At 63.3% G+C, this 25239-nt stretch carries 20 protein-coding genes; 14 read left to right on the forward strand and 6 right to left on the reverse strand.

The window, feature by feature from the left end; genetic code table 11:
* The first annotated feature begins 37 nt into the window (after nucleotides 1-37).
* The 3 genes from ACR9ZN_RS09895 (at nucleotide 38) to ACR9ZN_RS09905 (ending at nucleotide 4117) form a co-directional block, all read left to right on the forward strand.
* Complete coding sequence (locus ACR9ZN_RS09895; RefSeq protein ID WP_481272123.1) at nucleotides 38-1567, forward strand: ABC-F family ATP-binding cassette domain-containing protein; 1530 nt, start codon at nucleotides 38-40, stop codon at nucleotides 1565-1567.
* A 158-nt stretch (nucleotides 1568-1725) separates the two neighbouring features.
* Complete coding sequence (gene tcuC, locus ACR9ZN_RS09900) at nucleotides 1726-3021, forward strand: tricarballylate/proton symporter TcuC (RefSeq protein WP_481272124.1); 1296 nt, start codon at nucleotides 1726-1728, stop codon at nucleotides 3019-3021.
* Nucleotides 3022-3139: 118 nt separating this feature from the next.
* Nucleotides 3140-4117: an Ldh family oxidoreductase gene (locus ACR9ZN_RS09905; protein ID WP_481272125.1), complete on the forward strand. Its 978-nt coding sequence runs from the start codon at nucleotides 3140-3142 to the stop codon at nucleotides 4115-4117.
* A gap of 112 nt (nucleotides 4118-4229) precedes the next feature.
* On the opposite strand, the gene ruvX is transcribed toward ACR9ZN_RS09905, so the two are convergent.
* Complete coding sequence (ruvX, locus tag ACR9ZN_RS09910) at nucleotides 4230-4649, reverse strand: Holliday junction resolvase RuvX (RefSeq protein ID WP_434959632.1); 420 nt, start codon at nucleotides 4647-4649, stop codon at nucleotides 4230-4232.
* Between the two features lie 189 nt (nucleotides 4650-4838).
* Between ruvX and ACR9ZN_RS09915 the strand changes: the two genes are divergently transcribed.
* Nucleotides 4839-5540, forward strand: coding sequence for a metal-dependent hydrolase (locus ACR9ZN_RS09915; protein ID WP_481272126.1), 702 nt, complete (start codon nucleotides 4839-4841; stop codon nucleotides 5538-5540).
* Nucleotides 5541-5616: 76 nt separating this feature from the next.
* Here ACR9ZN_RS09915 and ACR9ZN_RS09920 read toward each other — a convergent pair whose 3' ends face one another.
* Both ACR9ZN_RS09920 and ACR9ZN_RS09925 read right to left on the reverse strand, forming a co-directional pair.
* Entirely contained in the window at nucleotides 5617-6612 is a 996-nt protein-coding gene (locus tag ACR9ZN_RS09920) for a tetratricopeptide repeat protein (RefSeq protein WP_454813855.1), read from the reverse strand.
* Nucleotides 6613-6666: 54 nt separating this feature from the next.
* Entirely contained in the window at nucleotides 6667-8379 is a 1713-nt protein-coding gene (locus tag ACR9ZN_RS09925) for a caspase family protein (RefSeq protein ID WP_481272127.1), read from the reverse strand.
* Between the two features lie 194 nt (nucleotides 8380-8573).
* Between ACR9ZN_RS09925 and gatC the strand changes: the two genes are divergently transcribed.
* The 4 genes from gatC to gatB all read left to right on the forward strand — a co-directional run bounded on the left by gatC (nucleotide 8574) and on the right by gatB (nucleotide 12332).
* Nucleotides 8574-8861 (forward strand): Asp-tRNA(Asn)/Glu-tRNA(Gln) amidotransferase subunit GatC, encoded by a 288-nt coding sequence (gene gatC, locus ACR9ZN_RS09930; protein ID WP_149250944.1) that lies wholly within the window; start codon nucleotides 8574-8576, stop codon nucleotides 8859-8861.
* An 88-nt stretch (nucleotides 8862-8949) separates the two neighbouring features.
* Nucleotides 8950-10488: an amidase gene (locus ACR9ZN_RS09935; RefSeq protein WP_454813857.1), complete on the forward strand. Its 1539-nt coding sequence runs from the start codon at nucleotides 8950-8952 to the stop codon at nucleotides 10486-10488.
* A gap of 2 nt (nucleotides 10489-10490) precedes the next feature.
* On the forward strand, nucleotides 10491-10817 hold the full coding sequence (locus ACR9ZN_RS09940) for a chorismate mutase (RefSeq protein WP_441773038.1): 327 nt from the start codon (nucleotides 10491-10493) through the stop codon (nucleotides 10815-10817).
* Nucleotides 10818-10865: 48 nt separating this feature from the next.
* On the forward strand, nucleotides 10866-12332 hold the full coding sequence (gatB, locus tag ACR9ZN_RS09945; RefSeq protein WP_481272128.1) for an Asp-tRNA(Asn)/Glu-tRNA(Gln) amidotransferase subunit GatB: 1467 nt from the start codon (nucleotides 10866-10868) through the stop codon (nucleotides 12330-12332).
* Between the two features lie 74 nt (nucleotides 12333-12406).
* Here the strand turns inward: gatB and ACR9ZN_RS09950 are convergent, their stop codons facing one another.
* Together ACR9ZN_RS09950 and ACR9ZN_RS09955 are read right to left on the reverse strand one after the other, a co-directional pair.
* Nucleotides 12407-13435 (reverse strand): cupin domain-containing protein, encoded by a 1029-nt coding sequence (locus tag ACR9ZN_RS09950; RefSeq protein WP_481272129.1) that lies wholly within the window; start codon nucleotides 13433-13435, stop codon nucleotides 12407-12409.
* Between the two features lie 91 nt (nucleotides 13436-13526).
* Nucleotides 13527-13853 (reverse strand): DUF2147 domain-containing protein, encoded by a 327-nt coding sequence (locus tag ACR9ZN_RS09955; protein ID WP_481272130.1) that lies wholly within the window; start codon nucleotides 13851-13853, stop codon nucleotides 13527-13529.
* Between the two features lie 278 nt (nucleotides 13854-14131).
* Between ACR9ZN_RS09955 and dusB the strand changes: the two genes are divergently transcribed.
* The 3 genes from dusB to ntrC are packed head-to-tail and all read left to right on the forward strand — an operon-like array spanning nucleotide 14132 to nucleotide 17720.
* Complete coding sequence (gene dusB, locus ACR9ZN_RS09960; RefSeq protein ID WP_481272131.1) at nucleotides 14132-15172, forward strand: tRNA dihydrouridine synthase DusB; 1041 nt, start codon at nucleotides 14132-14134, stop codon at nucleotides 15170-15172.
* Nucleotides 15169-16269 (forward strand): two-component system sensor histidine kinase NtrB, encoded by a 1101-nt coding sequence (locus ACR9ZN_RS09965; protein ID WP_434956308.1) that lies wholly within the window; start codon nucleotides 15169-15171, stop codon nucleotides 16267-16269. The genes dusB and ACR9ZN_RS09965 overlap by 4 nt, the downstream gene beginning before the upstream one ends.
* Before the next feature lie 11 nt (nucleotides 16270-16280).
* Entirely contained in the window at nucleotides 16281-17720 is a 1440-nt protein-coding gene (gene ntrC, locus ACR9ZN_RS09970) for a nitrogen regulation protein NR(I) (RefSeq protein ID WP_441773036.1), read from the forward strand.
* Between the two features lie 16 nt (nucleotides 17721-17736).
* On the opposite strand, the gene ACR9ZN_RS09975 is transcribed toward ntrC, so the two are convergent.
* On the reverse strand, nucleotides 17737-19449 hold the full coding sequence (locus ACR9ZN_RS09975) for a phospholipase D-like domain-containing protein (protein WP_481272132.1): 1713 nt from the start codon (nucleotides 19447-19449) through the stop codon (nucleotides 17737-17739).
* Between the two features lie 156 nt (nucleotides 19450-19605).
* Here ACR9ZN_RS09975 and ACR9ZN_RS09980 point away from each other — a divergent pair, with 156 nt between their 5' ends.
* The 3 genes from ACR9ZN_RS09980 (at nucleotide 19606) to ntrX (ending at nucleotide 24761) form a co-directional block, all read left to right on the forward strand.
* Complete coding sequence (locus ACR9ZN_RS09980) at nucleotides 19606-20667, forward strand: DUF2252 family protein (protein WP_434956311.1); 1062 nt, start codon at nucleotides 19606-19608, stop codon at nucleotides 20665-20667.
* A gap of 129 nt (nucleotides 20668-20796) precedes the next feature.
* A complete protein-coding gene (locus tag ACR9ZN_RS09985) occupies nucleotides 20797-23121 on the forward strand; it encodes a sensor histidine kinase NtrY-like (protein ID WP_454813865.1) in 2325 nt (774 codons plus the stop codon).
* Nucleotides 23122-23390: 269 nt separating this feature from the next.
* Complete coding sequence (gene ntrX / locus ACR9ZN_RS09990; RefSeq protein ID WP_434956313.1) at nucleotides 23391-24761, forward strand: nitrogen assimilation response regulator NtrX; 1371 nt, start codon at nucleotides 23391-23393, stop codon at nucleotides 24759-24761.
* Nucleotides 24762-25239: the final 478 nt, after the last annotated feature.

Here is a 25239-nt window from a genome sequence, read left to right on the forward strand (position 1 = left end):
GGATGCCGCGATCGCCGGTCCGGACCAGAGAATTCCCATGAGCCTGATTACCCTGCGCAACCTCGGCGTGACGCTGAGCACACCGCTTTTCTCGCAACTCAACCTCACCATCAATGCCGGCGATCGTATCGGCCTGGTGGCGGCCAATGGCCGTGGCAAATCCACCCTCCTGCGCTGCATCGCCGGCACGATGGATCCGGGTGAGGGGGGTATCGTCAAGTCGCGCGGGCTGACGATCGGCCACGTCGAGCAGCATGTGCCGACCGCCTTGCTCGACATGCCCTTTTACGAGGCTGTCCTCTCGGCCCTGGCGGCGGAGGCGCAGGTAAGCGAGGGCTGGCGCGTAGACGTCACCCTCGATTCGCTGCAGGTACCTGAAATCTTGCGGCAGAGGTCACTCGGGCAGTTGAGCGGCGGTTGGCTCAGGCTGGCCATGCTTGCGCGGGTCTGGGTCAGGGAGCCCGATCTCCTGCTGCTCGACGAGCCGACCAATCACCTCGACCTCGCCAAGATTGCCCTGCTGGAAGATTGGCTCAACGCTTTGCCGCGCGACGTGCCCGTGGTGGTGGCAAGCCATGACCGGGCCTTCCTCGACGCCACCACCAATCGCACCCTGTTCCTGCGGCCGGAGCATTCGCAATTGTTCCCCTTGGCCTATTCGCGGGCCCGGATCGCACTCGATGAGGCCGACGCCGCGGACGAACGACGCTATCAGCGAGATATCAAGACAGCCCAGCAACTGCGCAAGCAAGCGGCGAAGCTGAACAATATCGGCATCAATTCCGGCAGCGATCTCCTGGTCGTCAAGACCAAGCAATTGAAGGAGCGCGCGGAGCGCCTGGAGGGCGCGGCAAAGCCCGCCCATCAAGAGCGTTCCGCCGGCGCCGTCCGGCTTGCCAGCCAGGGCACGCATGCCAAGGTACTGGTCAGCTTCGATGACGCCGCCGTGACCACGCCCGACGGCACGCTGCTGTTTCGGACTGGCAAGCGCTTCATCTGCCAGGGCGACCGCATCGTTCTGCTCGGCGCCAATGGCGCGGGCAAGACGCGGCTCGTCAGCTTGCTGCGCCGTGCGATCGAGCAGCCGCAGACCGATGCGGAAGGCGTCAAGGCCACCCCCGCGCTGGTCCTCGGCTATGGCGACCAGGCTCTGGCTGACCTCGACGACGCCGAGACGCCGCACCATGCCCTGATCCACCGCTTCGAAGTCGGCGACCAGCGGGCGCGCTCGTTACTGGCCGGGGTCGGTGTGGCGATCGAGAAGCAGACCCGTCCGATCGGCCAGCTCTCCGGGGGCCAGAAGGCACGTCTGGGTCTGCTGATGCTGAGGCTGGCCGAACCGAACTTCTATCTCCTCGACGAGCCGACCAACCATCTCGACATTGACGGGCAGGAAGCCTTGGAGACGGAGTTGCTGCGCCCCAATGTCAGCTGCCTGCTGGTCTCGCATGACAGGAGCTTCGTACGTGCAGTTGGCAATCGCTTCTGGGTGATCGAAGGCAGGAAGCTGATCGAGGCGGACGGACCAGAGGCGTTCTTCGCCGCCGTGAGCGGGACGGAGAACTGATTGTTCCTCTCCCGGCCGCGGCCCTTCCGGATGGTTTCGGAAGGGCCGAGCCCTCCGTTGGCTGGCCGAATATTTCCCTTGTCGGGGCGCGTGGGCTGGCTCTTAATGGTCGTGCTGGGGGGCGAACGAACAAACAAGAACAGACAGGAAGAACGCTCATGGCAGGCGCGGCGACAGGTCAGTCGAAAGCGGGGACCGTACTCAGGGTCACCAGCGGCAATTTCCTCGAAATGTTCGATTTCTTTCTGTTCGGGTTCTATGCCACCCAGATTTCCCAGGCCTTCTTTCCCTCACAGAATGAAACGACGTCTCTTCTGCAGGCCTTCATGACTTTCGGAGCCGGCTTCCTGATGCGGCCGCTCGGTGCCTTGTTTCTTGGCTCCTACATCGATCGCATCGGCCGCCGGCGGGGACTGATCGTCACGCTCGGCATCATGGCGATGGGCACCGTGCTGATCGCTTTCGTGCCGGGCTATGCCACCATAGGCTTGCTGGCGCCGATCCTGGTACTGATCGGGCGCTTGCTGCAGGGCTTTTCGGCCGGCGTGGAACTGGGCGGCGTCTCCGTCTATCTCGCCGAGATGGCGACCCCGGGCAACAAGGGCTTTTATGTCTCCTGGCAGTCGGCCAGCCAGCAGGTCGCCATCGTGGTATCGGCCTTGATCGGCTACGCGCTCAATCACCTCCTGATGCCTGAGGCCATCACCGATTGGGCCTGGCGCATTCCTTTCTTCATCGGCTGCATGATCGTGCCGCTGCTGTTCTTCCTGCGCCGGAGCCTGGAGGAGACGGCCGAATTCGAAGCGCGTCATGTCCGACCGACCCTGCAGCAGGCGGTGTCTTCGCTGCTGCAAAACTGGCAGGTCGTGTTGCTCGGCGTGATGCTGGTGTTGATGACCACCGTCTCCTTCTATCTGATCACCGTCTACACGCCGACCTTCGGCAAGAGCGTACTCAAACTGTCGGAGTCCGATGCCCTGGTGGTCACTTTGTGCGTCGGCATTTCCAATTTCATCTGGCTGCCGGTGATGGGGGCGTTGTCGGACCGCATCGGACGCTTCCCCATCCTTGCGATCTTCTCCTTCCTGATGCTGGTGACCGCCTATCCCGCCCTGTCCTGGTTGGTCAGCGCCCCCAGCTTTGCACACATGCTGGAGGTCGAGCTGTGGTTTTCCTTCCTCTATGGCAGCTATAACGGTGCCATGGTGGTTGCCCTGACCGAGATCGTGCCGGCCCACGTCCGTACCACTGGATTCTCCCTGGCCTATAGCCTCGCCACCGCGCTCGGCGGCTTTTCACTGGCGGTCTCCACCTGGCTGATTTCCCTGTTGCAGAACAAGGCGGCACCGGGGCTGTGGCTGTCGGCGGCGGCGGCTTGCGGATTGATCGCAGCCCTGCTCATCTACCGCACGAAACTGGCGAGCAGCCGACCGGATCCGGCATCGGCATTCTAGGACAAACGAACGCTCATGGCCGAGCGCTCGTTCGTGTTTGGTCCTTGTTTGAATACGTCGTTGCGATTCCTGTCGATTTCGGCAGATCGCAAGGCACTTTGGGAGTTGGTTGTCGCAGATGTCGGATGTCGTAAGATTGGGGCGGGAGGCGACCTGGACTCTCGCCTATGGTGCTTGCCGGGGGGCGGGCGCCGATGAGGCGATTGCGCGGTCGCTTGCCGATGCCATCGTTTCCGCCGAATGGGTTGGGCGCTCCTCGGTGGGGCTTGCCCATCTGCGTGATTATCTGGTCGGTTTTACCTCGGGGCGGATCGCCACAGGGGCAGAGCCGGAACTCGACGATCCGGCCTTGGCTATTATCCGCTCCGATGCGAAGGGCGGTATCGCCCAGCTCGGTTTCGACAGGGCGTTCGACGCGTTGTGTAGCAGGGCCGGTCTCTACGGGCTGGCGGTCTTCGTCCAGCACAACAGCTATACCACCGGCGAGCTGGGTTACTATGTGCGCCGCCTGGCCGAAAACGGACTGGTCGCCATTGCCGCTTCCAACGGGCCGGCCCTGATGGCGGCCGCATTGGGCAGCGAGGCAGTCTATTGCACCAATCCTCTGGCATTCGCGGCTCCCGTCGCCGGTGAACTGCCCTTGTTGATCGACCAGGCTTCCAGCGCCACCGCCTTCGTGAATGTCCGGCGGGCCGCCGAGAAGGGCGAGACCATACCAGAGGGCTGGGCGATCGATGCGCAGGGACGCCCGACGACCGACGCGCGCGAGGCAGTCAAGGGAGCGCTCCTGGCCTTCGGTGGCGCCCGCGGCGGCAATATCGCCCTGATGGTGGAGGTGCTGGCCGCCGGCATCAGCGGAGCGAACTGGTCGCTTGATGCCCCGCGTTTCATGACGGGTGAGAAGAGCCCGGGAGCGGGCCTGTTCGTGCTCGCCCTGAAGCCCGATCTCCTGGAACCGGGCTTTGCCGATCGCCTGAAGGAGCAGTTGAACAGGCTGTCCGGCAAGGGAGTGCATATTCCCGGCCGCAAGCGCGCTGGCGAAACCATCGAGGTTCCCAAGGCGGTGATAGAGGCGTTGGAACGGCACGGGCGCTGAGCGTTTCGTCGTCCCGGTTCTGTCCAACAACGACGCAGAGCACGTCAAATTGCGCATGGCGGCGAGCGTCAGCAGCTTAGCGACTTTGCAGTCCAATAAGGCTTCGATGCGGTTATCGCCCGTAGCCCAGGCGATCCAGTGCGCCTTGCAGGATGAAGGATGCGGCCATTTTGTCGACGACCTCCGCGCGCCTGCGCCGCGAGGCATCGGCTTCGAGCAAAGTTCTCGTCACCGCGACCGTGGACAGGCGCTCGTCCCAAAGAGCGACCGGCAAGTCGCTCAGGCGTTGCAGATTGCGGGCAAAGCTTTCGGAGGCCTGGGCGCGCGGGCCCTTGCTGCCATCCATGTTGAGGGGGTACCCGAGTACCAGGCCGCCGACATCGTGCCGGGCGGCGAGGGCGAGCAACTGTTCGGCATCGGCGGTGAACTTGGTGCGCCGGATCGTCTCCAGCGGCGAGGCGATGGTCAGCATCACGTCGGAAAGCGCCAGCCCGATCGTCTTGGTGCCGAGATCAAGGCCAAACAGGCGCATTTCGGCAGGCAGGTTTTCGGCGAGGTCGAAGAGATCAACGATCAAGGAAATATCCCTGGGAGCATGTCGCTGAGACGTCCGCGGTCCCAGGATTGGCGTCTGGTTGGAAAGCCGATAGCATTTCACGGGGGTGGGGCGTTATGGTTTTCTGTCGCTAACACCAACCTCATTGTTCAAGGGATTATCCAAATGCGTATTACCTGGCTCGGCCATGCCGCCTTTCGTGTCGAATTCGACGGCAAGGCCGTGCTGTTCGACCCCTTTTTGAGCGGGAACCCCTCCTTCAAGGGGGACCGCGCGGCCGTCAGCGCCGGCATCAGCCACATCTTGCTCACCCATGGCCATGCCGATCATGTCGGCGATACCATCGAACTGGCGCGGGAAACCGGAGCGACGGTGGTCTCCAATGCTGATCTGGTGACCTTTCTGGCGGGCAAGGGCGTAGAGAAGGTCGAGCCGATGAACACGGGCGGTACCGTCGACCTTGGCGGTTTCACCGCGACGATGGTGAGGGCGGATCATTCGGCCAGTCTGATCGACAATGGCGTCAGCGTCGCCGTGGGCAATTCGAACGGCCTCATCCTCAAGGCGCCGGGACAGCCGACACTCTATCACCTGGGCGATACCGACATCTTCTCCGACATGGCGCTGATCGCCGAACTGCATCAGCCCAAGATCGGCCTTGTGCCGATCGGGGACCGCTACACCATGGGCCCGCAGACTGCGGCGCTCGCCGTGAAGCGCTATCTCAATTTGGAGGTCGCAATTCCCTGCCATTACGCGACCTTCCCAGGCCTGGTGAGCAATGCCGACGCCTTCACCACGGGCATCGCCGGCAGCAAGACGAGGGTTCTTGCCCCCAAACCCGGCGAAAGCGTGGAGCTGGTATAAGGACGCATATACGAAAGGTCACAGGCAACTTGCCTGCGACCTCCCGCCTGACGTGGCAGGTATTTGTGTCGCCGCCTCAGCGATACCGGCAGTACCGTTTGCTGTAGTCGGCGGCGTTGATATCTCCGAGGCTGGAGCTCTTCTGCCAGAGATCGCAGGCCTTGTTGCGGTTTCTCGGCACGCCAGTGCCATCATAGGTCATGATGGCGAGGCCGACATAGCCTTGTGAATCACCGGCTGCGATGGCCTGGTTGTAGTAGTCGATCGCTTTCGGGTAATTACGGCGACCACCGACGCCCAGGCGGTAATAGTCGCCCAGCCCGGAGAGAGCGAACATCACTTTCTCATCCACGGCCCTCTCCATCAGCACCAATGCCGCGGCGGGGTCCTTCTTGACGCCGCGCCGGGTCTTCATCAGGCCGGTTGCCACGTTGTAGATCGCCCGTTTGTGTCCCTTTTCCATTGCCGCCTTGTAGGCCACCATGGCTTCTTTGAAATTCTCTGCCTTGTCATAGCTGCGGCCAAGCTGGAAGAACTCCCGCGATGGCGCATCGGCGAGCTTCGTCGCCTTCAGACAGGCGGTGATTGCTGCCGAGGTGTCGAGCTTGTCGAAGGTGACGCCGGGCAGATTTGCCGGCTTCTGTTCGTCCATAGCGTGGGCGGCCGCACGATCGCAGGCCTCGATATCAGGCGATGATGCGGCATCCTGCGCAGTCTGGGCGGGTGGAGATGAAGGTGCCGGTTCCGCCGCCGGCGCTGGTGTGCCTCGGTCCTGGGTGGTCGTCTCCGGGGCTGGCGTGGCCGGTGCGGCAGCCTTGCCCAGTGCTCGTAACTTGATCTCGGCCAGGGGCTTGTAGACGCCCTTGAAGGTACCACTGGCAACCTGGTCGAGATAGGCCTGGAACATGGCAGGATCGGTGCTGTTTTGCACCGATTGCCAGAAGATGTCCTCGGCCGACTGGCTTGCCTGGGCAAGCAGCAGGGGACGGGCGGGATCGGCCAGTCCCGGCGTGCTCCACGACAGCGCCAGCGCCGTGGCGATCAGCGACCCTGCCAGCAATTTCATCGACATCTGCACTCTCCGCTCATTTCCAACCGTCTGACTGAACCTGCCTGCGCCTATCGCTCAGCCCGGCGGGCATTTGGCATTGAGATTGCCGGCTGCGTCGGCATCCCCGGCGGCCGCGCCCTGCCTGAAGAGGTCGCAGGCCTTGCCGGCATCCTTGGGCACGCCCTGGCCTTTGAGATAGAGCAGGCCAAGGCCCGAAAAGGCCGTCGGCTCCTTGGACTGGACCCCGAGTTCATAGATCGCTGCGGCCTTGCGATAGTCGCGGCTGGCACCGAGGCCATTGGCATACATCCAGGCGATGCGGCTGATGGCCGGGGCGTAATTGCCATCGGTGGCCTTGTAGTAGAGGCTGAGGGCCTTGACGGCATCCTTGGGAACACCCCGCCCGGCCAGATGGCGCCCGGCCAGCTCATACAGCGCAATGCCGTGGCCGAGAGCCGCGGCTTTCTGCAACTGCACCAAAGCCAGGGCATCCTGGCTGCTCTGACCATAGGCGCGGGCGAGCTGGTAATAGAGGCGGCGCGGCGCGCCCGGCGAAGCAGTGGCCTTGCTGCAGGCCGCGACGGCGGCGTCCGCCCCCGCAAGGGTCACATTCACACCCCCTACGTCCTTCGGCCTGTCGGGGTCGCGCGGATCGGCGGCGGCTTGATCGCAGGCCTTGACGTCGTCGTTCCGCGCTTCGGTTTTTGGAGCGGCTGGAGCCGGCAGGGCGGCCTGCTGGCTGGATGGCGGCGGGGAGGCGGGCTTGGGCGCGGTTTGCGGCTCGGATTTGGGCTGCAGAGCGGCAAGCTTGATCTGTGCCAGTGCCCTGTAGGTACCCGTGAAAGTCCCGCTCTGGACTTGTTCGAGATAGGCGTGGAACATGGCGGGATCGGAACTGGCCTGGATCGACTGCCAGAACAGATTTTCAGACTGGCTGTCGCCGGATAGGGAGGCTGTCGGTGCGGCGGGCAACGCCTGGACCGCGGGGCGAGCCGCAGCCAAGTCACCCGTCAGCGTCACCCGGCCTACGATACCGTCATAATAGGCTGGCACCTGTTCACGGCCGGCGCTGCGGGCAAGGGCACGCACCTTCTCCTGTGTTTCCTTGGCCATGTCGATCAGCGTCAAGTCCTGGCGCCCCAGCAACGGCAGGAAGGAGCGCACGAAGACGGAAGTTTTTTCGGGGTCGCCCGACGAAAGGCGGTCCAGCGCCTCCTGCTTGCTGCCGGCCGAAAACATGATGAAGACGCCGCCATCCGCCTCCATGCGGGCAAGGCCCCGGGTCGCGGGCAGGGCACGCGTGCCGCTCTGCGCGAAGGGATTGTTGCGACAGGCATCGAGAATTGCCACCACCTGCCGGGCGCCCTTGGAGCGGAAGCGCTCGATGATGTCGGCGGCGTTGAAGGATTCGTCCTTGATGAGGCCGGCTTCTCCCTCGGTCGCGGCGGGAATGTCGACCGGAAGCAGCCAGTTCTGCCCGTCGATCTCGACGCCATGGCCGGAATAATGGAACAGCACGGTGTCGCCAGGACTGATCGCGCCCTCCACCGTCGCCATGGCCCGGCTGATCTGGCGCTTGGTACCGTTCTCGACCAGCGTGACCGTAAAGCCCGCCCGCTGCAACGCCTCACGCATCGCCTGGGCGTCGTTCACGGCCGTCTGCAGTGGTGGCACTTCCTGATAGGTATTGTTGCCGACGATGAGGGCAAGCAGCTTGGCGGAGGCCGGCGCCACGCCGTTCCCGAAGGCCAGGAGGGCGAGTAGGAGCAGGACGAAGCGCGCTCTCATGGAGATTCCCCAATCGCAGAGGCAGGATAGCTTACCCAACGGCCTCTTGCGAGAGCCATCGCGCAGGCGGCGTCGAACAAGCGTGACTCGTTCCCCTGACTTGCGGCATCATGGAGGACAAGATCGGTTGCGCCTGCAAAGCTACGCGTGATAGACCGCGCCGTTCCGTGATTTTGCGCACAATCGAGGGTTTCATGTCTGTCGATGCCGCCACGGTGAAGCGTATCGCGCGTCTTGCGCGCATTGCCGTCACCGAAGAAGACGTTCCGCATTTGCAGGGCGAGCTGAATGCCATCCTCGATTTCGTGGCCCAACTCGATGAAGTCGATGTCGACGGTGTCGAGCCGATGACGTCTGTGACACCGATGGTGATGAAGAAGCGCCAGGACGTGGTGACGGACGGCAATATCGCCGAAAAGATCGTCGCGAATGCGCCGGCCTCCGAGGACAACTACTTCCTCGTTCCCAAGGTCGTCGACTGAGTTACGCCGTTTCCAGGCCAGGCGTGCCCGAGCCGCTGCATTCCCCGCCGCTTCGAGCCCTGGCCATATCCGTTCAGGACATCTTTCCGTGAGCCATATCACCGATCTCACCCTTGCAGAAATCCGCGATGGCCTTAAGGCCAAGGCCTTCACCGCGACCGAGGCGGCCAAGGCCTATCTCGACGCGATGGAGAAGGCACGTGGCCTCAATGCCTATGTGCTGGAAACACCGGAGCAGGCCCTCGCCATGGCCGCCCGAGCCGACGACAGGCTCGCCCGGGGCGAAGGCGGTGCGCTTGAGGGCGTGCCGCTCGGCGTCAAGGATTTGTTCGCCACCGAGGGCGTGCGCACCACCGCCTGCTCGCGCATCCTCGACAATTTCGTACCGCCCTATGAGTCGACGGTGACGAGCCAGCTCTGGCGCGATGGCGCCGTGATGCTCGGCAAGACCAATAATGATGAATTCGCCATGGGTTCGTCGAACGAGACCTCAGCCTTCGGGGCGGCTGTCTCGCCCTGGCTGCCGCCGACCTGGAGCGCCGAGGAAGGCAAGCGCAAGCTCGAAGAAGCCCGCGCTGCCGGCAAGACGCCGAACGGCTTCCTGGTTCCCGGCGGCTCCTCCGGCGGCTCCGCCGCCGCCGTGGCCGCGCGTCTGTGCCCCGGTGCGGCCGGTACCGACACCGGCGGGTCCATCCGCCAGCCTGCTGCCATCACCGGCATCACCGGCATCAAGCCGACCTATGGCCGTTGCTCGCGCTGGGGAATCATTGCCTATGCCTCCTCGCTCGATCAGGCTGGTGCCTTCGGCCATACCGTTCGCGATTGCGCCATCATGCTCAACTCGATGGCCGGCCACGATCCCAAGGACACCACTTCCATGGATATCGCCGTGCCCGATTACGAGGCGGCGATCGGCGGCAGCGTCAAGGGCAAGGTCATCGGCATTCCCAAGGAATATCGGGTCGAGGGTCTGTCGGCCGAGATCGATGGGCTCTGGCAGAAGGGCATCGACTGGCTGCGCGATGCCGGCGCCGAGATTCGCGAGATCAGCCTGCCGCACACCAAATATGCGCTGCCGGCCTATTATATCGTGGCCCCGGCCGAGTGCTCTTCCAATCTCGCCCGCTATGACGGCGTGCGCTATGGCGAGCGGGTTGCCGGCCGCGAGATCACCGAGCTCTACGAGAATAGCCGCGCCGCCGGTTTCGGCGCCGAGGTGAAGCGTCGTATCCTGATCGGCACCTACGTGCTCTCGGCCGGCTATTACGACGCCTATTACGTCCGGGCTCAAAAGATCCGCACGCTGATCAAGCGCGATTTCGAACAGGCCTATGCCAGCGGTGTCGATGCCATCCTCACCCCGGCCACCCCGTCGCCCGCCTTCGGCATCGGTGAAAAGGGCGGTACCGATCCGGTGGAGATGTATCTCTACGACGTCTTCACGGTCACGGTGAACCTGGCCGGCCTGCCGGGCCTGTCCGTTCCGGCTGGGCTGTCCTCGGGCGGTCTGCCGCTCGGCCTGCAGCTCATCGGGCGCCCCTTCGACGAGGAGACGCTGTTCACCCTGGGCCATGCCGTCGAACAGGCGGCCGGCTCGCTCGGCCGCCCCGAGCGCTGGTGGGCCTGAGCATGAGCGGCGCCGAGGACACCCGCGAAACATTGGGCACGACCGAGACATTGGCGGACCTGCGCCGGGAGATCGATGCCATCGATGAAAAGCTGGTGCATCTCCTGGCCAACCGCCTCAAGGTCGTGCAGCGGGTGGTCAAGGTGAAGAACCGCGACGGCCTGCCCGCCAACATCCCCGAACGCGTCGAGGAAGTGGTGGCATCGGCCTGCAAGCGGGCGCAAGCCGAAGGATTGCCGCCCGAGCTTGCCGAACTCATCTGGCGCGACATGGTGGCCTGGATCATCGATTACGAGAACCGCCACCTCGCCGCCGACAAACCAGGCTGAATCCAGCCTGCGACACTATCGAACCGTTCTTTGAACCGGAGCCTAGACATGAACGCCACGGTTGACCCCAAGAAGCTGATCAAGGGCGCCACGGGCGACTGGGAAGTGGTTGTCGGCATGGAAATCCATGCCCAGGTCACTTCCGAGGCCAAGCTCTTTTCGGGCGCTTCCACCAAGTTTGGTGGCGAGCCCAACAGCCACGTCTCGCTCGTTGACGCCGCCATGCCCGGCATGCTGCCGGTGATCAACGAGGAATGCGTGCGCCAGGCCATCCGCACGGGGCTCGGCCTCAAGGCGCAGGTCAACCTGAAGTCGGTGTTCGACCGCAAGAATTATTTCTATCCGGACCTGCCGCAGGGCTACCAGATCTCGCAGTACAAGCAGCCGATCATCGGCGAGGGCACCGTCATCGTCGAGGTGCCGGAGACCGGCGAGACGCTGAGCGTGGGCATTGAGCGCCTGCATCTGGAGCAGGATGCCGGCAAGTCCATGCATGTGGGCGATGTCTCGCTGGTCGATCTCAACCGGTCGGGTGTGGCCTTGATGGAGATCGTCTCCAGGCCGGATCTGCGTTCGGCCGACGAGGCGCGCGCCTATGTCACCAAGCTGCGTACGATCCTGCGTTATCTCGGCACCTGCGACGGCGACATGGACAAGGGCAATCTGCGTGCCGACGTGAACGTCTCCGTGCGCAAGCCCGGCGATCCCCTTGGCACGCGCTGCGAGATCAAGAACGTCAACTCGATCCGCTTCATCGGCCAGGCCGTCGAGATCGAAGCCCGTCGCCAGATCGGTATCCTGGAGGATGGTGGCTCCATCGACCAGGAGACGCGTCTCTATGATCCGAACAAGGGCGAGACGCGGTCCATGCGTTCGAAGGAAGAAGCACACGATTATCGCTACTTCCCTGATCCGGACCTGCTGCCGCTCGAATTCGATCAGGCCTATGTCGACGATCTCGCCGGCCGTCTGCCGGAACTCCCCGATCCCAAGAAGGCCCGCTTCATCAGCCAATACGGCCTGTCGGCTTATGATGCCGGCGTGCTGACGGCCGAGCGCGAATCCGCGGACTTCTTCGAGGCGGTTGCCACCGGGCGCGACGGCAAGATCGCGGCAAACTGGGTGATCAACGAATTGTTCGGGCGCCTCAACAAGGAAGGGCTCGACATCACCTCTTCGCCCGTCTCGGCCCAGCAGCTCGGCGGTATCGTCGATCTTATCGGCGAGAACGTCATCTCGGGCAAGATTGCCAAGGATCTGTTCGAGATCGTCTGGACCGAGGGTGGCGACCCGCGCGCCGTCGTCGAGGCTCGCGGCATGAAGCAGGTTACCGATACCGGGGCCATCGAGGCCGCCATCGATGCGGTGATCGCAGCCAATCCCGACAAGGTCGAGCAGGTCAAGGCCAAGCCGACCATGCTAGGCTGGTTCGTCGGCCAGGTGATGAAGCAGAGCGGCGGCAAAGCCAATCCGCAGGCCGTGAACGATATCCTGAAGGCCAAGCTCGGCCTATGAGGGCGAGGTGGCGATGTGCCGATCGCGTTCCGTCGAACGAGGGAGCGCGATCGGCATATCGTGGCGGGACCAGCTCAGGCGGTCTTCTCGCCATCCCAATAGTTCCTGGTCGCCGACATGTCGAAAACCCCTGGCTCCACGCGGAGGGCGTCGACGGCCATCTTGTTCGAGTCGGGATAGACGCAGACCTCGTTCGGATTGCGCTCGCCGATCATCAGATAGCGACAGGGACCCGTGCCGCTATTGACGAAGGAATGGCCGATCTTCCGCCCGGCGGGAAAACAGACATAGTCGCCGGGTTTCATGGGGAGGCGCTCCTCGCCGAGGATGAGCGTCAGCTCTCCTTCGAGGACCAGCGCATGCTCTTCTTCCAGCATGTGGTAATGGGTCGGGCAGAGCCGCATGCCCGGAGCCGGGAACTCGATCAGCACGCCGACGCGATAGGCGCTGCCGGCCACCGCGTGGGTCAAATGCTTGGAAGAACCGCCAAATTGTGGGCCGGCGCCATCGCCGTTCCAGGGGATGTCGTCCGCCGAGATGGGGAGGAGAGGCTTGGCCGGCTGAGACAGCGTGGCGATGACGTCGGGCCTGGGAAAAGCAGGATTGTCGAGGCCGGTAACTTCGCCATCCCAGTAGCTGCGGGCCGCCGCGAGGTCGAAGATGGCATCCGGTCCCAGGGCTCGTACCAACACCTTGTTCGAGTCGGTGTAGACGACGACTTCATTGGGGTTGCGCTCGCCGATGATGACGTAGCGGGCCGTTGCGGTGCCGGTGTTGAGGAGGCAATGCCCGGCCCTTTGTCCGGCGGGAAAGCAGATATAGTCGCCCGCCTTCATCACATGCGTCTCGACGCCGACCCGCGCGGTGAGTTCTCCGTCGAGGACGAAGACGTGCTCTTCCTCGAAAATATGAAAATGTGCGGGCGAACTCTGCCTGCCGGGCTCGAGCTCCTCGATGGCGACGCCGACACGATAGGGCTCACCCATGGCAGCCAAGGTGAGATGACGATAGCGTACGCCGAAACGAGGCACGTCGGACCATTCCGTCCAAGCCACGTCATGCGACGAAATCGGGCGTACCGCAGGCTCGTTGTCTGCCGTCATCGCTCGATACCCTTTCGTGCTTCCGGCCGAGCAAGACTTCCCGGCGAGGTGAAAAGGCGCACCGGCATCGGGGACGGCGCGCCTGCCATCTTTACTGGCGGTTCCAGGTGACGGACCGACAAATCAGTCCGCCGAGCACGCAGCCGGCTGTGGTGAGGCGGTTGCCCGAAAGGGTCATGGTGCCGGTATAGGTTTTGCCGTCCTCAGGATTGAAGGCCTTGCCTTTCCATTTATCGTCTCCCGACGGCGCCATGTCGTAGAAAACGCGCTTGCCGACATTGTCTTGATGCTTGGGATCCTTGACCCAGGTGACGGAGCCGCACAGAGCTTCGCCGCAGGGAGCGATCTTCACCTTCGATTCGCCGTTCTCCCTCAGCCAGGTCCCGGAGGCATCGCCGGCGTGGGCGGCGCCTGCCAACAAAGTACTTGAGACAGCGGCTATAACAACTTGTGATAGCTTGATCTTCATCGATTTCACTCCAGGGCGTGGCTGTAAGAGGCAGCATGAGGTGCCCCTGCGCAACGGCATCATTTGCCAAACTCAGGCAATGTGCAAATCGCAGCGATGGAGGTTGTGGGCGAGATGAATTCGCCCTGCGCTGCCCGTTTTGCAGGCATGCTTGTTTAGGAGGCGAATTCCGCTTGCTGCCATCCCTGCGACTGGCTAGATTGTGAGCATAAAGGAGCCCTGCATTCATGGTAGGCAAGGAAACTGCGGCTGAGGTCCAGTCCGCGCCGCCGGAGCGGCTGCGGATCGGGGCTGTCGAGTTGGCAAATCCGGTAGTCCTGGCGCCGATGTCCGGCGTGACCGATGCCGTGCTGCGTGGCATTGCGCAACGCCAGGGCGCAGGTCTGGTGATTTCCGAGATGGTAGCGAGCGATCGTCTCGCCACGGGCGACGAAGAGGCGCGCTTGCGGGCCGAAGCCCCCGGCGGCGGGCCGCATGTCGTGCAACTCGCCGGTTGCGAAGCGCGCTGGATGGGCGAGGCGGCCCGGGTGGCCGTCGACGCCGGCGCGGATGTCATCGACATCAATATGGGCTGCCCGGCCAAGCGCGTCACTGGCGGCTGGTCCGGCTCGGCCTTGATGCGCGACCTCGATCACGCGCTTACCCTGATCGAGGCGACGGTATCGGCCGTGAAGGTTCCGGTGACGGTGAAGATGCGCCTGGGCTGGGACCATGCCAGCCTAAACGCCCCGGAGCTTGCCCGCCGCGCCGAGCGGGCAGGCGCCGCCATGATCACCGTGCATGGGCGTACGCGCATGCAGTTCTACAAGGGCACCGCCGATTGGCAGGCCATTCGGGCCGTCAAGCAGGCGGTCGGCATCCCCGTGGTCGCCAATGGTGATTGTCGCAGCCTCAGTGATGCGCTGGCCATGCTGCAGCAATCGGGTTGCGATGCCGTCATGGTCGGCCGGGCCGCCCAGGGACGAGCCTGGCTGCCTGGACACATAGCCCGCGAGCTCGCAGCCGGCGAGGTGCTGCCGGTGCCCGATGCGGCGGTGCAGCGTGATCTCACCCTCGAGCATTATCACGGCCTGCTGGATCTTTACGGACCTGCGCACGGCATCCGCCACGCCCGCAAGCATCTGGCCTCGGCGATGGAGGCTGCCCAGGGCTATTTCGGCGGCGGCAATGCCGAACTTCGCCAGTCGGTGCTGACGGGTGACAAATCGAGTGATGTGGCGGCCGCCTTCAACGCCTTTTTTGCCAGTCTCGATCGGGTGGCGGCATGACAGCACTGCCACGCCACATGCCCAATCACGAGGCCGTCCTGAATGCCTTGCCTCACGCCATTCTCTCGGTGGATGGGCAGGGCAGGGTGCTCGATGCCAATATGGCCGCCGAGGCTTTCTTCGACGTCAGTGCGCCGATGATGCGGCGCAACCTGATCAAGGATCTGCTGCCTTTCGGCTCGCCCCTGCTGGCCCTGATCGACCAGGTCCGCGAGCGCAATGCGCCCGTGAACGAATATCGCGTCGATCTCGGCTCGCCGCGGATCGGGGTAGAGCGGCATGTCGACATCCAGGTCGCGCCGATGCAGGACCAGTCCGGCGGCGTGGTGATCATGCTGCAGGAACGCACCATCGCCGACAAGATGGATCGCCAGCTCACCCACCGCGGTGCAGCCCGTTCGGTGACGGCACTGGCGGCCATGCTGGCCCACGAGATCAAGAATCCGCTTTCCGGCATCCGTGGCGCCGCCCAGCTCCTGGAGCAGTCGGTCGAGGATGCCGACCGCGAGTTGACGCAGCTGATCTGCGAGGAGGCCGACCGTATCGTCAAGCTGGTCGACCGCATGGAGGTGTTTTCGGACGAGCGCCCGGTGGCGCGCAGCCCGGTCAACATCCACGTCGTGCTGGAGCATGTGAAGAAGCTGGCCCAGTCCGGCTTTGCCCGCAAGATCAAGTTCATCGAGGATTATGATCCCTCGCTGCCGCCGGTGCATGCCAACAAGGACCAGCTCGTTCAGGTCGTCCTCAACCTGGTCAAGAATGCCGCCGAGGCGATCGACGGCGACACGGATGGCGAGATCACCATGACCACCGGCTTCAAGCCAGGCGTGCGCCTGTCGGTGCCGGGATCGTCCTCACGGGTCAGTCTGCCCATCGAGGTCTGCATCAAGGATAGCGGCCCGGGGGTGGCGCCTGATCTTCTGCCCTACCTGTTCGATCCCTTCGTCACCACCAAGACCAGTGGCACCGGGCTGGGGCTGGCCCTGGTCGCCAAGATCGTCGGTGATCACGGCGGCATCGTCGAATGCGAGAGCCAGAACAAGCGTACGGTCTTTCGCATCCTTCTCCCCATGTATCGTTCCGACCGTAGCGCATAGGAAAACCGAGTATGCAGGCAGGCAGTATTCTCGTCGCCGATGACGACGCCGCCATCCGGACCGTGCTCAACCAGGCCCTTTCGCGCGCCGGTTATGAGGTACGCTCGACCGGGAACGCCACCACGTTGTGGCGATGGGTCAGCCAGGGCGAGGGGGATCTGGTCATCACCGATGTGGTGATGCCGGACGAGAATGCCTTCGACATGCTGCCGCGCATCAAGAAGGTGCGGCCGGAACTGCCCGTCGTGGTGATGTCAGCCCAGAACACCCTGATGACGGCGATCCGAGCCTCCGAGAAGGGTGCCTATGACTATCTGCCCAAACCCTTCGACCTGAAGGAGCTGATCGCCATCGTCGGCCGCGCCCTGAGCGAGCCTCGCGGCAAGCCGGCGCCGCGCTCGGGCGAGGAAGCCGAGAGCATGCCGCTGGTCGGCCGTTCGGCGGCAATGCAGGAGATCTATCGTGTCCTTGCCCGCCTGATGCAGACCGACCTGACCGTGATGATCTCGGGTGAATCAGGCACCGGCAAGGAGTTGGTGGCCCGCGCTTTGCACGATTATGGCAAGCGGCGCAGCGGCGCCTTCGTTGCCATCAACATGGCGGCGATCCCGCGCGATCTGATCGAATCCGAGCTGTTCGGCCATGAGAAGGGAGCCTTCACCGGCGCCAATGCCCGTTCCGTGGGGCGGTTCGAGCAGGCCGAGGGAGGCACGCTGTTCCTCGATGAAATCGGCGACATGCCGATGGAGGCACAAACGCGCCTGCTGCGCGTCCTGCAGCAGGGCGAATATACCACCGTGGGCGGGCGGACCCCGATCAAGACCGATGTGCGCATCGTCGCCGCCACCAACAAGGATCTTCGCATCCTGATCCAGCAGGGCCTGTTCCGCGAGGATCTGTTCTTCCGCCTCAATGTCGTGCCGCTGCGCCTGCCGCCCCTGCGCGAGCGGGCTGAGGACGTGCCGGACCTTGCCCGCCATTTCTTCAAGCTGGTGGAGCGCGAGGGCCTGCCGCCCAAGCACCTGGACGTTTCGGCCGTCGAGCGTCTCAAGCGCCATCGCTGGCCCGGCAATGTGCGCGAACTCGAAAATTTGGTGCGCCGGCTCAGCGCGCTCTATCCGCAGGAAACGTTGACTGCTGCGATCATCGAGCAGGAACTGGCGACCTCCGAAACCATGCCGCTGGAGGCGGAGAGCTCGGCCGATGAAACCCTGTCGGCCTCGGTCGAACGCCACATGACGCGCTATTTCAGCAAGTTCGGCGACGATCTGCCGCCGCCCGGCCTCTATCACCGGGTGCTGCGCGATATCGAGGAGCCGTTGATCGGCGCGGCGCTAGCAGCGACACGCGGAAACCAGATCAAGGCGGCCGAGCTCCTCGGCGTCAACCGCAACACGCTGCGCAAGAAGATCCGCGATCTCGATATCCAGGTCATCCGCGCCATCCGATGAGGCGCGGAGCAGGATTTCAATTCGGCGATTGCGGGAAGAAGAGCTTGCGCCGTTTTGATTTCATCCGATCGGGATGGAAGTTCTCGGCAACCCATGCGTCGGTCGGGTCGAGGAAGATCGCCTGCGTTCCCTCGCTTCCTTTGAGCGCGAGCTGGTTGGCGACATTGCGGAAATAGAAATGGCGGAAGATGCGGTCGAACTCCGTCATGTAGATGTCGGCGACGCGCGTATCGCCGCGGATGAGGAGCATGTTCTCGTCATTGTTGACGAGGGAGTTCTTTGAAAAATTCGCCGAGCCGCTGATGACCAGAGGATCGTCCGACAGCGGATCGATCAAAAGGATCTTGGTGTGAATGTAGAAGACATTCCCTTCATAGCGGTAATGGCCTTCCTCCAGGAACCATCTGTCGAGCTTCCAGCCGGGAACCTTGGCCCGCAGCGTCATCTTGCCGAGAGCGGCGCCATTGGCGATCTGCAGGTCGGGATCGCCGGCCAGCGCCTTCTCCGCCTTGGTGTCGAGCGGCTTTTCGAGCAGGATGTAGCGCAGGAAATCGACGTCCTCGGCAAAGACCTTGGCCAGGGTGGCGTTCACGCCGAAGGCCGCCGTGAACATCACGGTTTGCCGGGCCGTATGGATGCGATCGGCATACCAGGCGAGCAGGCTGTCATCGGGGCGTGGACTGAACAGCGGGGTGATCGTGCCTGGCGCAACCTCGTCTCGGGGCGCGGCATTCTCGCTCCCCACCCATTGACGCAGGGGCTTCCATTCGGTGTCCGCCGCAAGCTTTTCCCAGTAAGCGAGATAGTGGGCGGCGAGCGCTGCATCCCGCACGAGATGGCCCACATTGCTCTGCCCGAGAAAGCCGGACGCCGTGAAATTGGTCGAACCGGTCCACACGGCCACGCGCGCCGGATCGTCTGACAGGCGCAGGATGAACTTGTTGTGGGGAATGTCGTTGCGGTGGATGCGCGGCAGCAGGATCGCCTTCGGCAGGCCGGATGCCTTGATGGCTGCGGCATTGGCCTTGGTGGCCTCGGTATCCTTGCGCTCGCCTTTCACGGTTTCCTGGCCAGCCTCATAGACGACGGCGACATCGACCTTGCGCTCGTGAGCGGCGGCCAGGGCTTTCAGGATTGGCGGATAGCTGAATTCATAGGCGGCGACACGCAGGCTTTCCCCCGGGCGAGTGTCGTCAATGAAGCCGAGAGCGGCCTCGAGCAGGCCGCGCGAAAGCCATTGGGTGATGCGGTCATGGCTGTCATTGGGATCGGTCGGTCCCCGATTGCCGAATTTCTCGGCGAAGGCCTGGCTCGCTATGGCGCCGCGATTGAAATAGACGGCGTGCTTGCCGCCATCCTCACTCTCGGTCGTGACCTCGATTTCAAGATCCTTGCCATGGCGCAGGTTCTTCGGCGTACCGTAAACGGGACGGATCAGGAAGCCATAGGGACGGCCGGGCTTGGCGGTGTAGTCGCTCCACAAGAAGCTCTGAATCGGCTGTTCGAGCGTGGAGTATTTCTGCCCCGGACGCGGTTCGGGAACCACGTCGCGAAAGAGCTTGGTGCCGCTCAGCCAATAGGACTGGTCCTCGGTGACGTCACTGCGTTTGATGGCAAAGCCGAGCAAGCCCCGGCGGGCCTCGGCGGTGGCATCGATCGCCAGGAGCACCACATTGCTGCCGGCGATGGCGCGAAGCGCAAAATCACCGTTCGTTGCTTCCGCCCGCATGCCCGGTTCCCCCGCATTGTGCGTCGATCGCTGGAAAGTACTGGTAAACTAGAGCACAGGAGCTCGACCATTGCGTGACAGGAGAGGGTGGCAAATTCGCTACCGTTCGCCTTGGGCAGGCCCTAAACTCGGTTCACCCGGATGTGGGAAGCAGGCATGAACGCAATCAGGGCGTCGGTACACGCCTATGAGGACTGGCTGAGAGGAGAGATCGGGACCGATTTCGTCGAGGCAGACCTGGAGGAAAAGCACCGCAAGATGCGCAGCGGTGCCTTCGCCTTTCTGCGCGCGACCTATTGGCGTTGGGCCGAGACGATCCTGGAGATCTGCCCGGAGCTTGCGAATGCGCCAGAGGTTCTGGCGATCGGCGACACCCATCTGGAGAATTTCGGCACCTGGCGCGATGACGAGGGACGGCTGATCTGGGGCGCCAATGATTTCGACGATGCCGCCGTCATGCCTTATGTGCTCGATCTCGTGCGGCTTGCCACCAGCGCGCTGCTGGCCCGAGGTAGCAGGGGGCTGCCGGCGGAGGAGATTTGCCGGGCGATCGCAACCGGCTATGGCGCGGGGCTCGCCAACCCGTCGCCCGTGGTGCTCGAACGTGACTATAAATGGTTGCGCAAGGCGGTGCTGCTGCCGGAAGCCGCACGCAAGGCATTCTGGAGCAAGTTCGACATCAAGACGCGAAAGCCTATCAAGCTCGATTACGAGGAGAGGCTGCGAGCCTCGATGCCCGATCCGCAGGGTAAATATCGTTTCGCGCCCCGGCAGGCGGGAACCGGCAGTCTTGGCCGGGCACGTTTCGTCGCCTGCGGCGAGTGGCGGGGCGGACCGGTGCTGCGGGAGGCCAAGAGGTTGACCATCTCGGCCTGGTCTTATCGCTTCGATCCTCGGGCCAAGGCGATCCTGGTCGAGAAGATTGCAACCGGCCGCTGCCGCGCACCCGACCCGTATTATGGCGTGAAGGATGCCATTTTGGTGCGGCGCTTGTCGCCCAACAGCCGCAAGCTGGAAGTGAAAACCTCTGTCGACGAGTTCCTGTCGCCTCGCATGCTCACATTGATGGGGCAGGAAATCGCCAATTGCCATGCCGATGACCCGCATAGATTGCCTGTGCTGCAGAAGGATTTGCGCAAGCGCGGGAAGGACTGGCTCTGCAATGCCGCCGAGGCGGCGGCCGAGGCGGTGATCGGCGAACAAGAAGAGTTCGCTTGAACCCTGATTATTCTGCCCCGTTAGTTTCGCCTTGATTCTGTTACAATTCGGCAACACTGTTGCAGGAATCACTCAGCCTGGAATTGCCCAGGCAGATCGGTCGACAACAGGGGCGGGGACGGCGTTCGAATGGCAGTTGCAGACAACGCGCAGCAAACGGGGGCAGACGCTGCCAGCATGCCGGCGCGGCGCCTCGGCCTGCTCGGATTCGGCCTGGTCATTCTTTCGGTCGCTTCGGCGATCGGAACATTCTTCGTGTTGGTCGACGTCGAGCCGATCTCGGTGCTGCTCAAGAGCACGGTCGCCCGTCTGCGCTTCCAGTTGGGCATCGACGCCGCCGTCCAGGCGCCGAATACCGATGCCGCCTATAGCAATGCCATCGATGCGCTGTTCATCGTCAATGCCTCCTTCATTGTGGCTTTGCTGGTGCTGCTTGCGGTCGAGGCAGGTAATCTGATCGTCGCAAGGCGTCGCGGGCAAGCCGGTGCCGCGCTGCATATGCGGGTGATCGGGCTGTTCTCCATCGTCTCCGCCGTGCCGGTCCTGCTGTTGGCGACGGTGGCGATCATCTCGCTCGACCGCGGCCTCGACAATCTGTTCTCGACACGCGTCAGCAACATCGTCAACACCTCGGTCGCGGTCGCCAATTCCTATCAGGACGAGCAGGCTCAGCAATTGCGGTTCGCCGGCCTGTCGATGGCGGCCGACCTCAACAAATATTCGCCGCTCTACGCGGCGGACCGGTCGCAGTTTCAACGCCTGTTCGACATGCTCGCCGTGAATTACGGCCTGTCGAGCGCCATGATCCTGACCCGAGAGGGGACGGTAACCGACCAGTCCTATGTGCCCGGCAGCTTGCCGTTCTTCCTGCCGGCCAAACTGTTTCCGGCCCTTGCCGCCGCCGACCAGCAACCGGCCGTTCGCATCGATCCTGGAACGCAGAACGTCACCGGCCAGATCATCAAGCTGGCTGCCTACACCGATCGCTATCTCTTCATTGTCCGGCCCTTCGACCCCAAGATCGCAGAATATATCCGGCAGACCGGCGAGGACTCGGCTCGCTTCGAGAATCTGAAGGCGTCCCGCTTCCCGACCCAGGTCAATTTCGCGCTGCTCTACGCCATCATCGCCCTCAACATGCTGTTGGCGGCGATCTGGATCGGCCTTTCCTTTGCCAATCGCCTGGTGGATCCGATCCGCCGCCTGATCAGCGCGGCGGACCAGGTCGGCAGCGGCAATCTCAATGTGCATGTGCCGGTGGAGCCGCGTTCCGGCGATCTCGGCAAGCTTGGCGACACCTTCAACAACATGACGGACACGCTGCGCACCCAGCGCAACGACCTGCTCGGCGCCAATGATCTGCTCGACAGCCGCCGGCGCTTCATCGAGGCGGTGCTGTCGGGCGTTTCGACCGGCGTGATCGGCATCGACGACGAGGGCAAGATCACCGTGGTCAATCCGCTCGCCAGCACCTGGATCAAATCGCGCCAGTCCCCCGTCGGGCGTCCCCTGGCCGAGGTGATGCCTGAGTTGTCGACCTATCTCGCCGACGCGCTCGGCACCAGGTCGCGGCTGGTGCAGGGCCAGATCACCATCAATCGCGACGGACGTGAGCGCAACGTCACCGTGCGCGTCACGTCCGAGCAGTCGACCATGCGCGAGCATGGCTATGTGGTGACGCTGGACGACATTACCGAACTCGTGCTGGCGCAGCGCAGCTCCGCCTGGGCCGACGTGGCCCGCCGCATTGCCCATGAGATCAAGAATCCGCTGACGCCGATCCAGCTTTCGGCCGAACGCATCCGGCGAAAATACGGCAAGGTCATCGTGGAGGACCGCGAGGTCTTCGACCAGTGCACCGACACCATCGTGCGCCAGGTCGACGACATCAAGCGCATGGTCGACGAATTTTCCTCCTTCGCCCGTATGCCCAAGCCCTCGATCGAGAGCGAGGATTTCGGCGAGATGGTGAAGCAGGTCGTGTTCATGATGCGGATCGGCTATCCCGACATCAGCTTCAACTACCAGCCACCGCCCGAGCCCATCATCGCCCGGTTCGACCGCCGCCTGCTCTCGCAGGCCGTCACCAACATCGTGAAAAATGCCACGGAGGCCATCGCGGGCCGGCCTGACGATCGCGAGGGCACGGGGACCGTCGACGTGCGTGTGGTGCGCAGAGGAGCGGATATCGCCGTGGAGGTGATCGACAATGGCATCGGTCTGCCCAAGGAAAACCGCCAGAAGCTGCTGGAGCCCTATGTCACCACGCGCGAGAAAGGCACGGGCCTCGGCCTCGCCATCGTCGGCAAGATCATGGAGGAGCATGGCGGCGGCATCGAGCTGCTCGACGCCCCGGCGGTGGCTGATGGCGGCCACGGCGCCATGATGCGTCTGTGGTTCCCGGTGGAAGCAACGGGCAAGTCCGATGCGGCCAGCAACGAGGCCGCACAATGATGGTTCTACCCTACCTTCCGCGCCAAGATGTAATACCAAGAGACATTATCGATGGATCTTGGTTCCGTCTGACAATTTTCGCCAAGTCTTTGATTTGGTTTCGCAAATTGGCGGGTGTTCAAGCCGAGAATGCGTCAGGATCTTCGAGGCTTGGCATTGGATGGGACACCTTGATCCGATACGCGCTTGCAAAGCGTTTGCGGGCGACGTGCCCGGCCTCATGCGAGGCGGGCGCGCTGGATTCACCTCATGCAAGCAGGAACTAGACGATGGCGACCGACATTCTGATCGTTGACGATGAGGCCGATATCCGAGAGCTCGTTGCCGGCATCCTCGAGGATGAAGGCCATGGTACCCGAACCGCAAAGGACGCCGACGATGCCCTGGCCACGGTCGCCCAGCGCCGGCCGCATCTCATCTTCCTGGATATCTGGATGCAGGGATCGCGTCTCGATGGGCTCCAGCTTCTGGAAGTGCTGAAGGCCGAACACCCCGAAGTTCCGGTGGTGATGATCTCTGGACACGGCAATATCGAGACCGCCGTCGCGGCGATCAAGATCGGTGCCTATGATTTCATCGAAAAGCCGTTCAAGGCGGACAGGCTGGTGCTAGTCGCCGAGCGCGCCCTGGAAACGTCGCGCCTGCGCCGCGAGGTCAACCAGCTACGCCAGATCTCGGGCAGCGCTTCCAAGATGATGGGGCGCTCCTCGGCCATGAACCAGCTCCGGCAGGTGATCGAGAAGACCGCGCCGACCAATAGCCGCATCCTGATTGCCGGCCCGCCCGGATCGGGCAAGGAATTGGCCGCCCGCACCATCCATCAGGCCTCGCAGCGGGCCGAGGGGCCTTTCGTGGTGCTCAATTCGGCCTCGATCCTGCCCGAGACCATGGAAACCGAGTTGTTCGGCGTGGAAGGTGGTGAGGGCCGTACCCGCAAGGTCGGTGCCTTCGAGGAGGCCCATGGCGGCACACTGTTCTTCGACGAGGTGGCCGATCTGCCCCGCGAAACGCAGGGAAAGATCCTGCGGGTGCTGATCGATCAGAATTTTTCCCGCGTCGGCGGGGCGACCAAGGTGCATGTCGACGTGCGCATCATCACCTCGACCTCGCGCGACCTCACCGAGGAAGTGGCCGATGGACGCTTCCGCGAGGATCTGCTGCATCGTCTTTCCGTGGTGCCGATCCGTGTCCCCGGCCTGTCGGAACGCCGCGAGGACATTCCGGAACTCGTGGATTATTTCCAGGGACAGATCGCCCAGGCGACCGGCCTGCCACGGCGCGTGGTCGGCCCCGACGCCATGGCGGTGCTGCAGTCGCATGAATGGCCTGGCAATGTTCGCCAGCTTCGCAACAATATCGAGCGGCTGATGATCCTGGTGGGCGGCGATCCCGATGCCATCATCTCCGCCGAAATGCTACCGCCGGAAATCGGGGCACTGATGCCAACCCGCCCGAACGGGCAGGGGGGCGAGCAGTTGATGGGCTTGCAATTGCGCGATGCGCGCGAATTGTTCGAGCGCGAATATCTGATCGCGCAGATCAATCGTTTCGGCGGCAACATCTCCCGCACGGCCGAGTTCGTCGGCATGGAGCGTTCCGCCCTGCATCGCAAGCTGAAATCGCTCGGTGTCGGGGCGTAGGCGGGCAGCAGCCCGTGAGGAAACGACGGAGCAGGGCCGGCGCAAGGCAACGCGGCCGGCTTTGCGGGGCAGTACGGCCAGAAAAGCCGGCCAGGGCACGGTCCGTTTCCCGTGTGGGCGCATGCCCGGGGAGGCTGAGGCGGCGCGGCTGTTTCTCCGCAATGTCAGCAACCTCCTGCGATCATGGTTCTGGCCGGCACGACACGGCTGTGCGGCTTCGCCGGGCCATCGTGTCAATTGGTTCCGGCCTGCCAAGACATCGTGGCGAGGAGGGGGTGCCTGCCCGCCAGTCTTTGGAGGTACTCCAATATCGCAGGTATGCAGAGGTTCGACGTCTTACTATTTGTTGATCGGTGTCCGCGGGCCGGTTCTTACGATCCTGCGAACCCGCATTCATGTAAAACGCTGCCACAACGCAGTGCCTAGCGCGGCACTACGCAAAAATCATCTTGCTCTGGGAATAGAAATCTCTACAAAA

The sequence above is a fragment of the Labrys sp. HAY1-8F genome, from assembly GCF_056754975.1.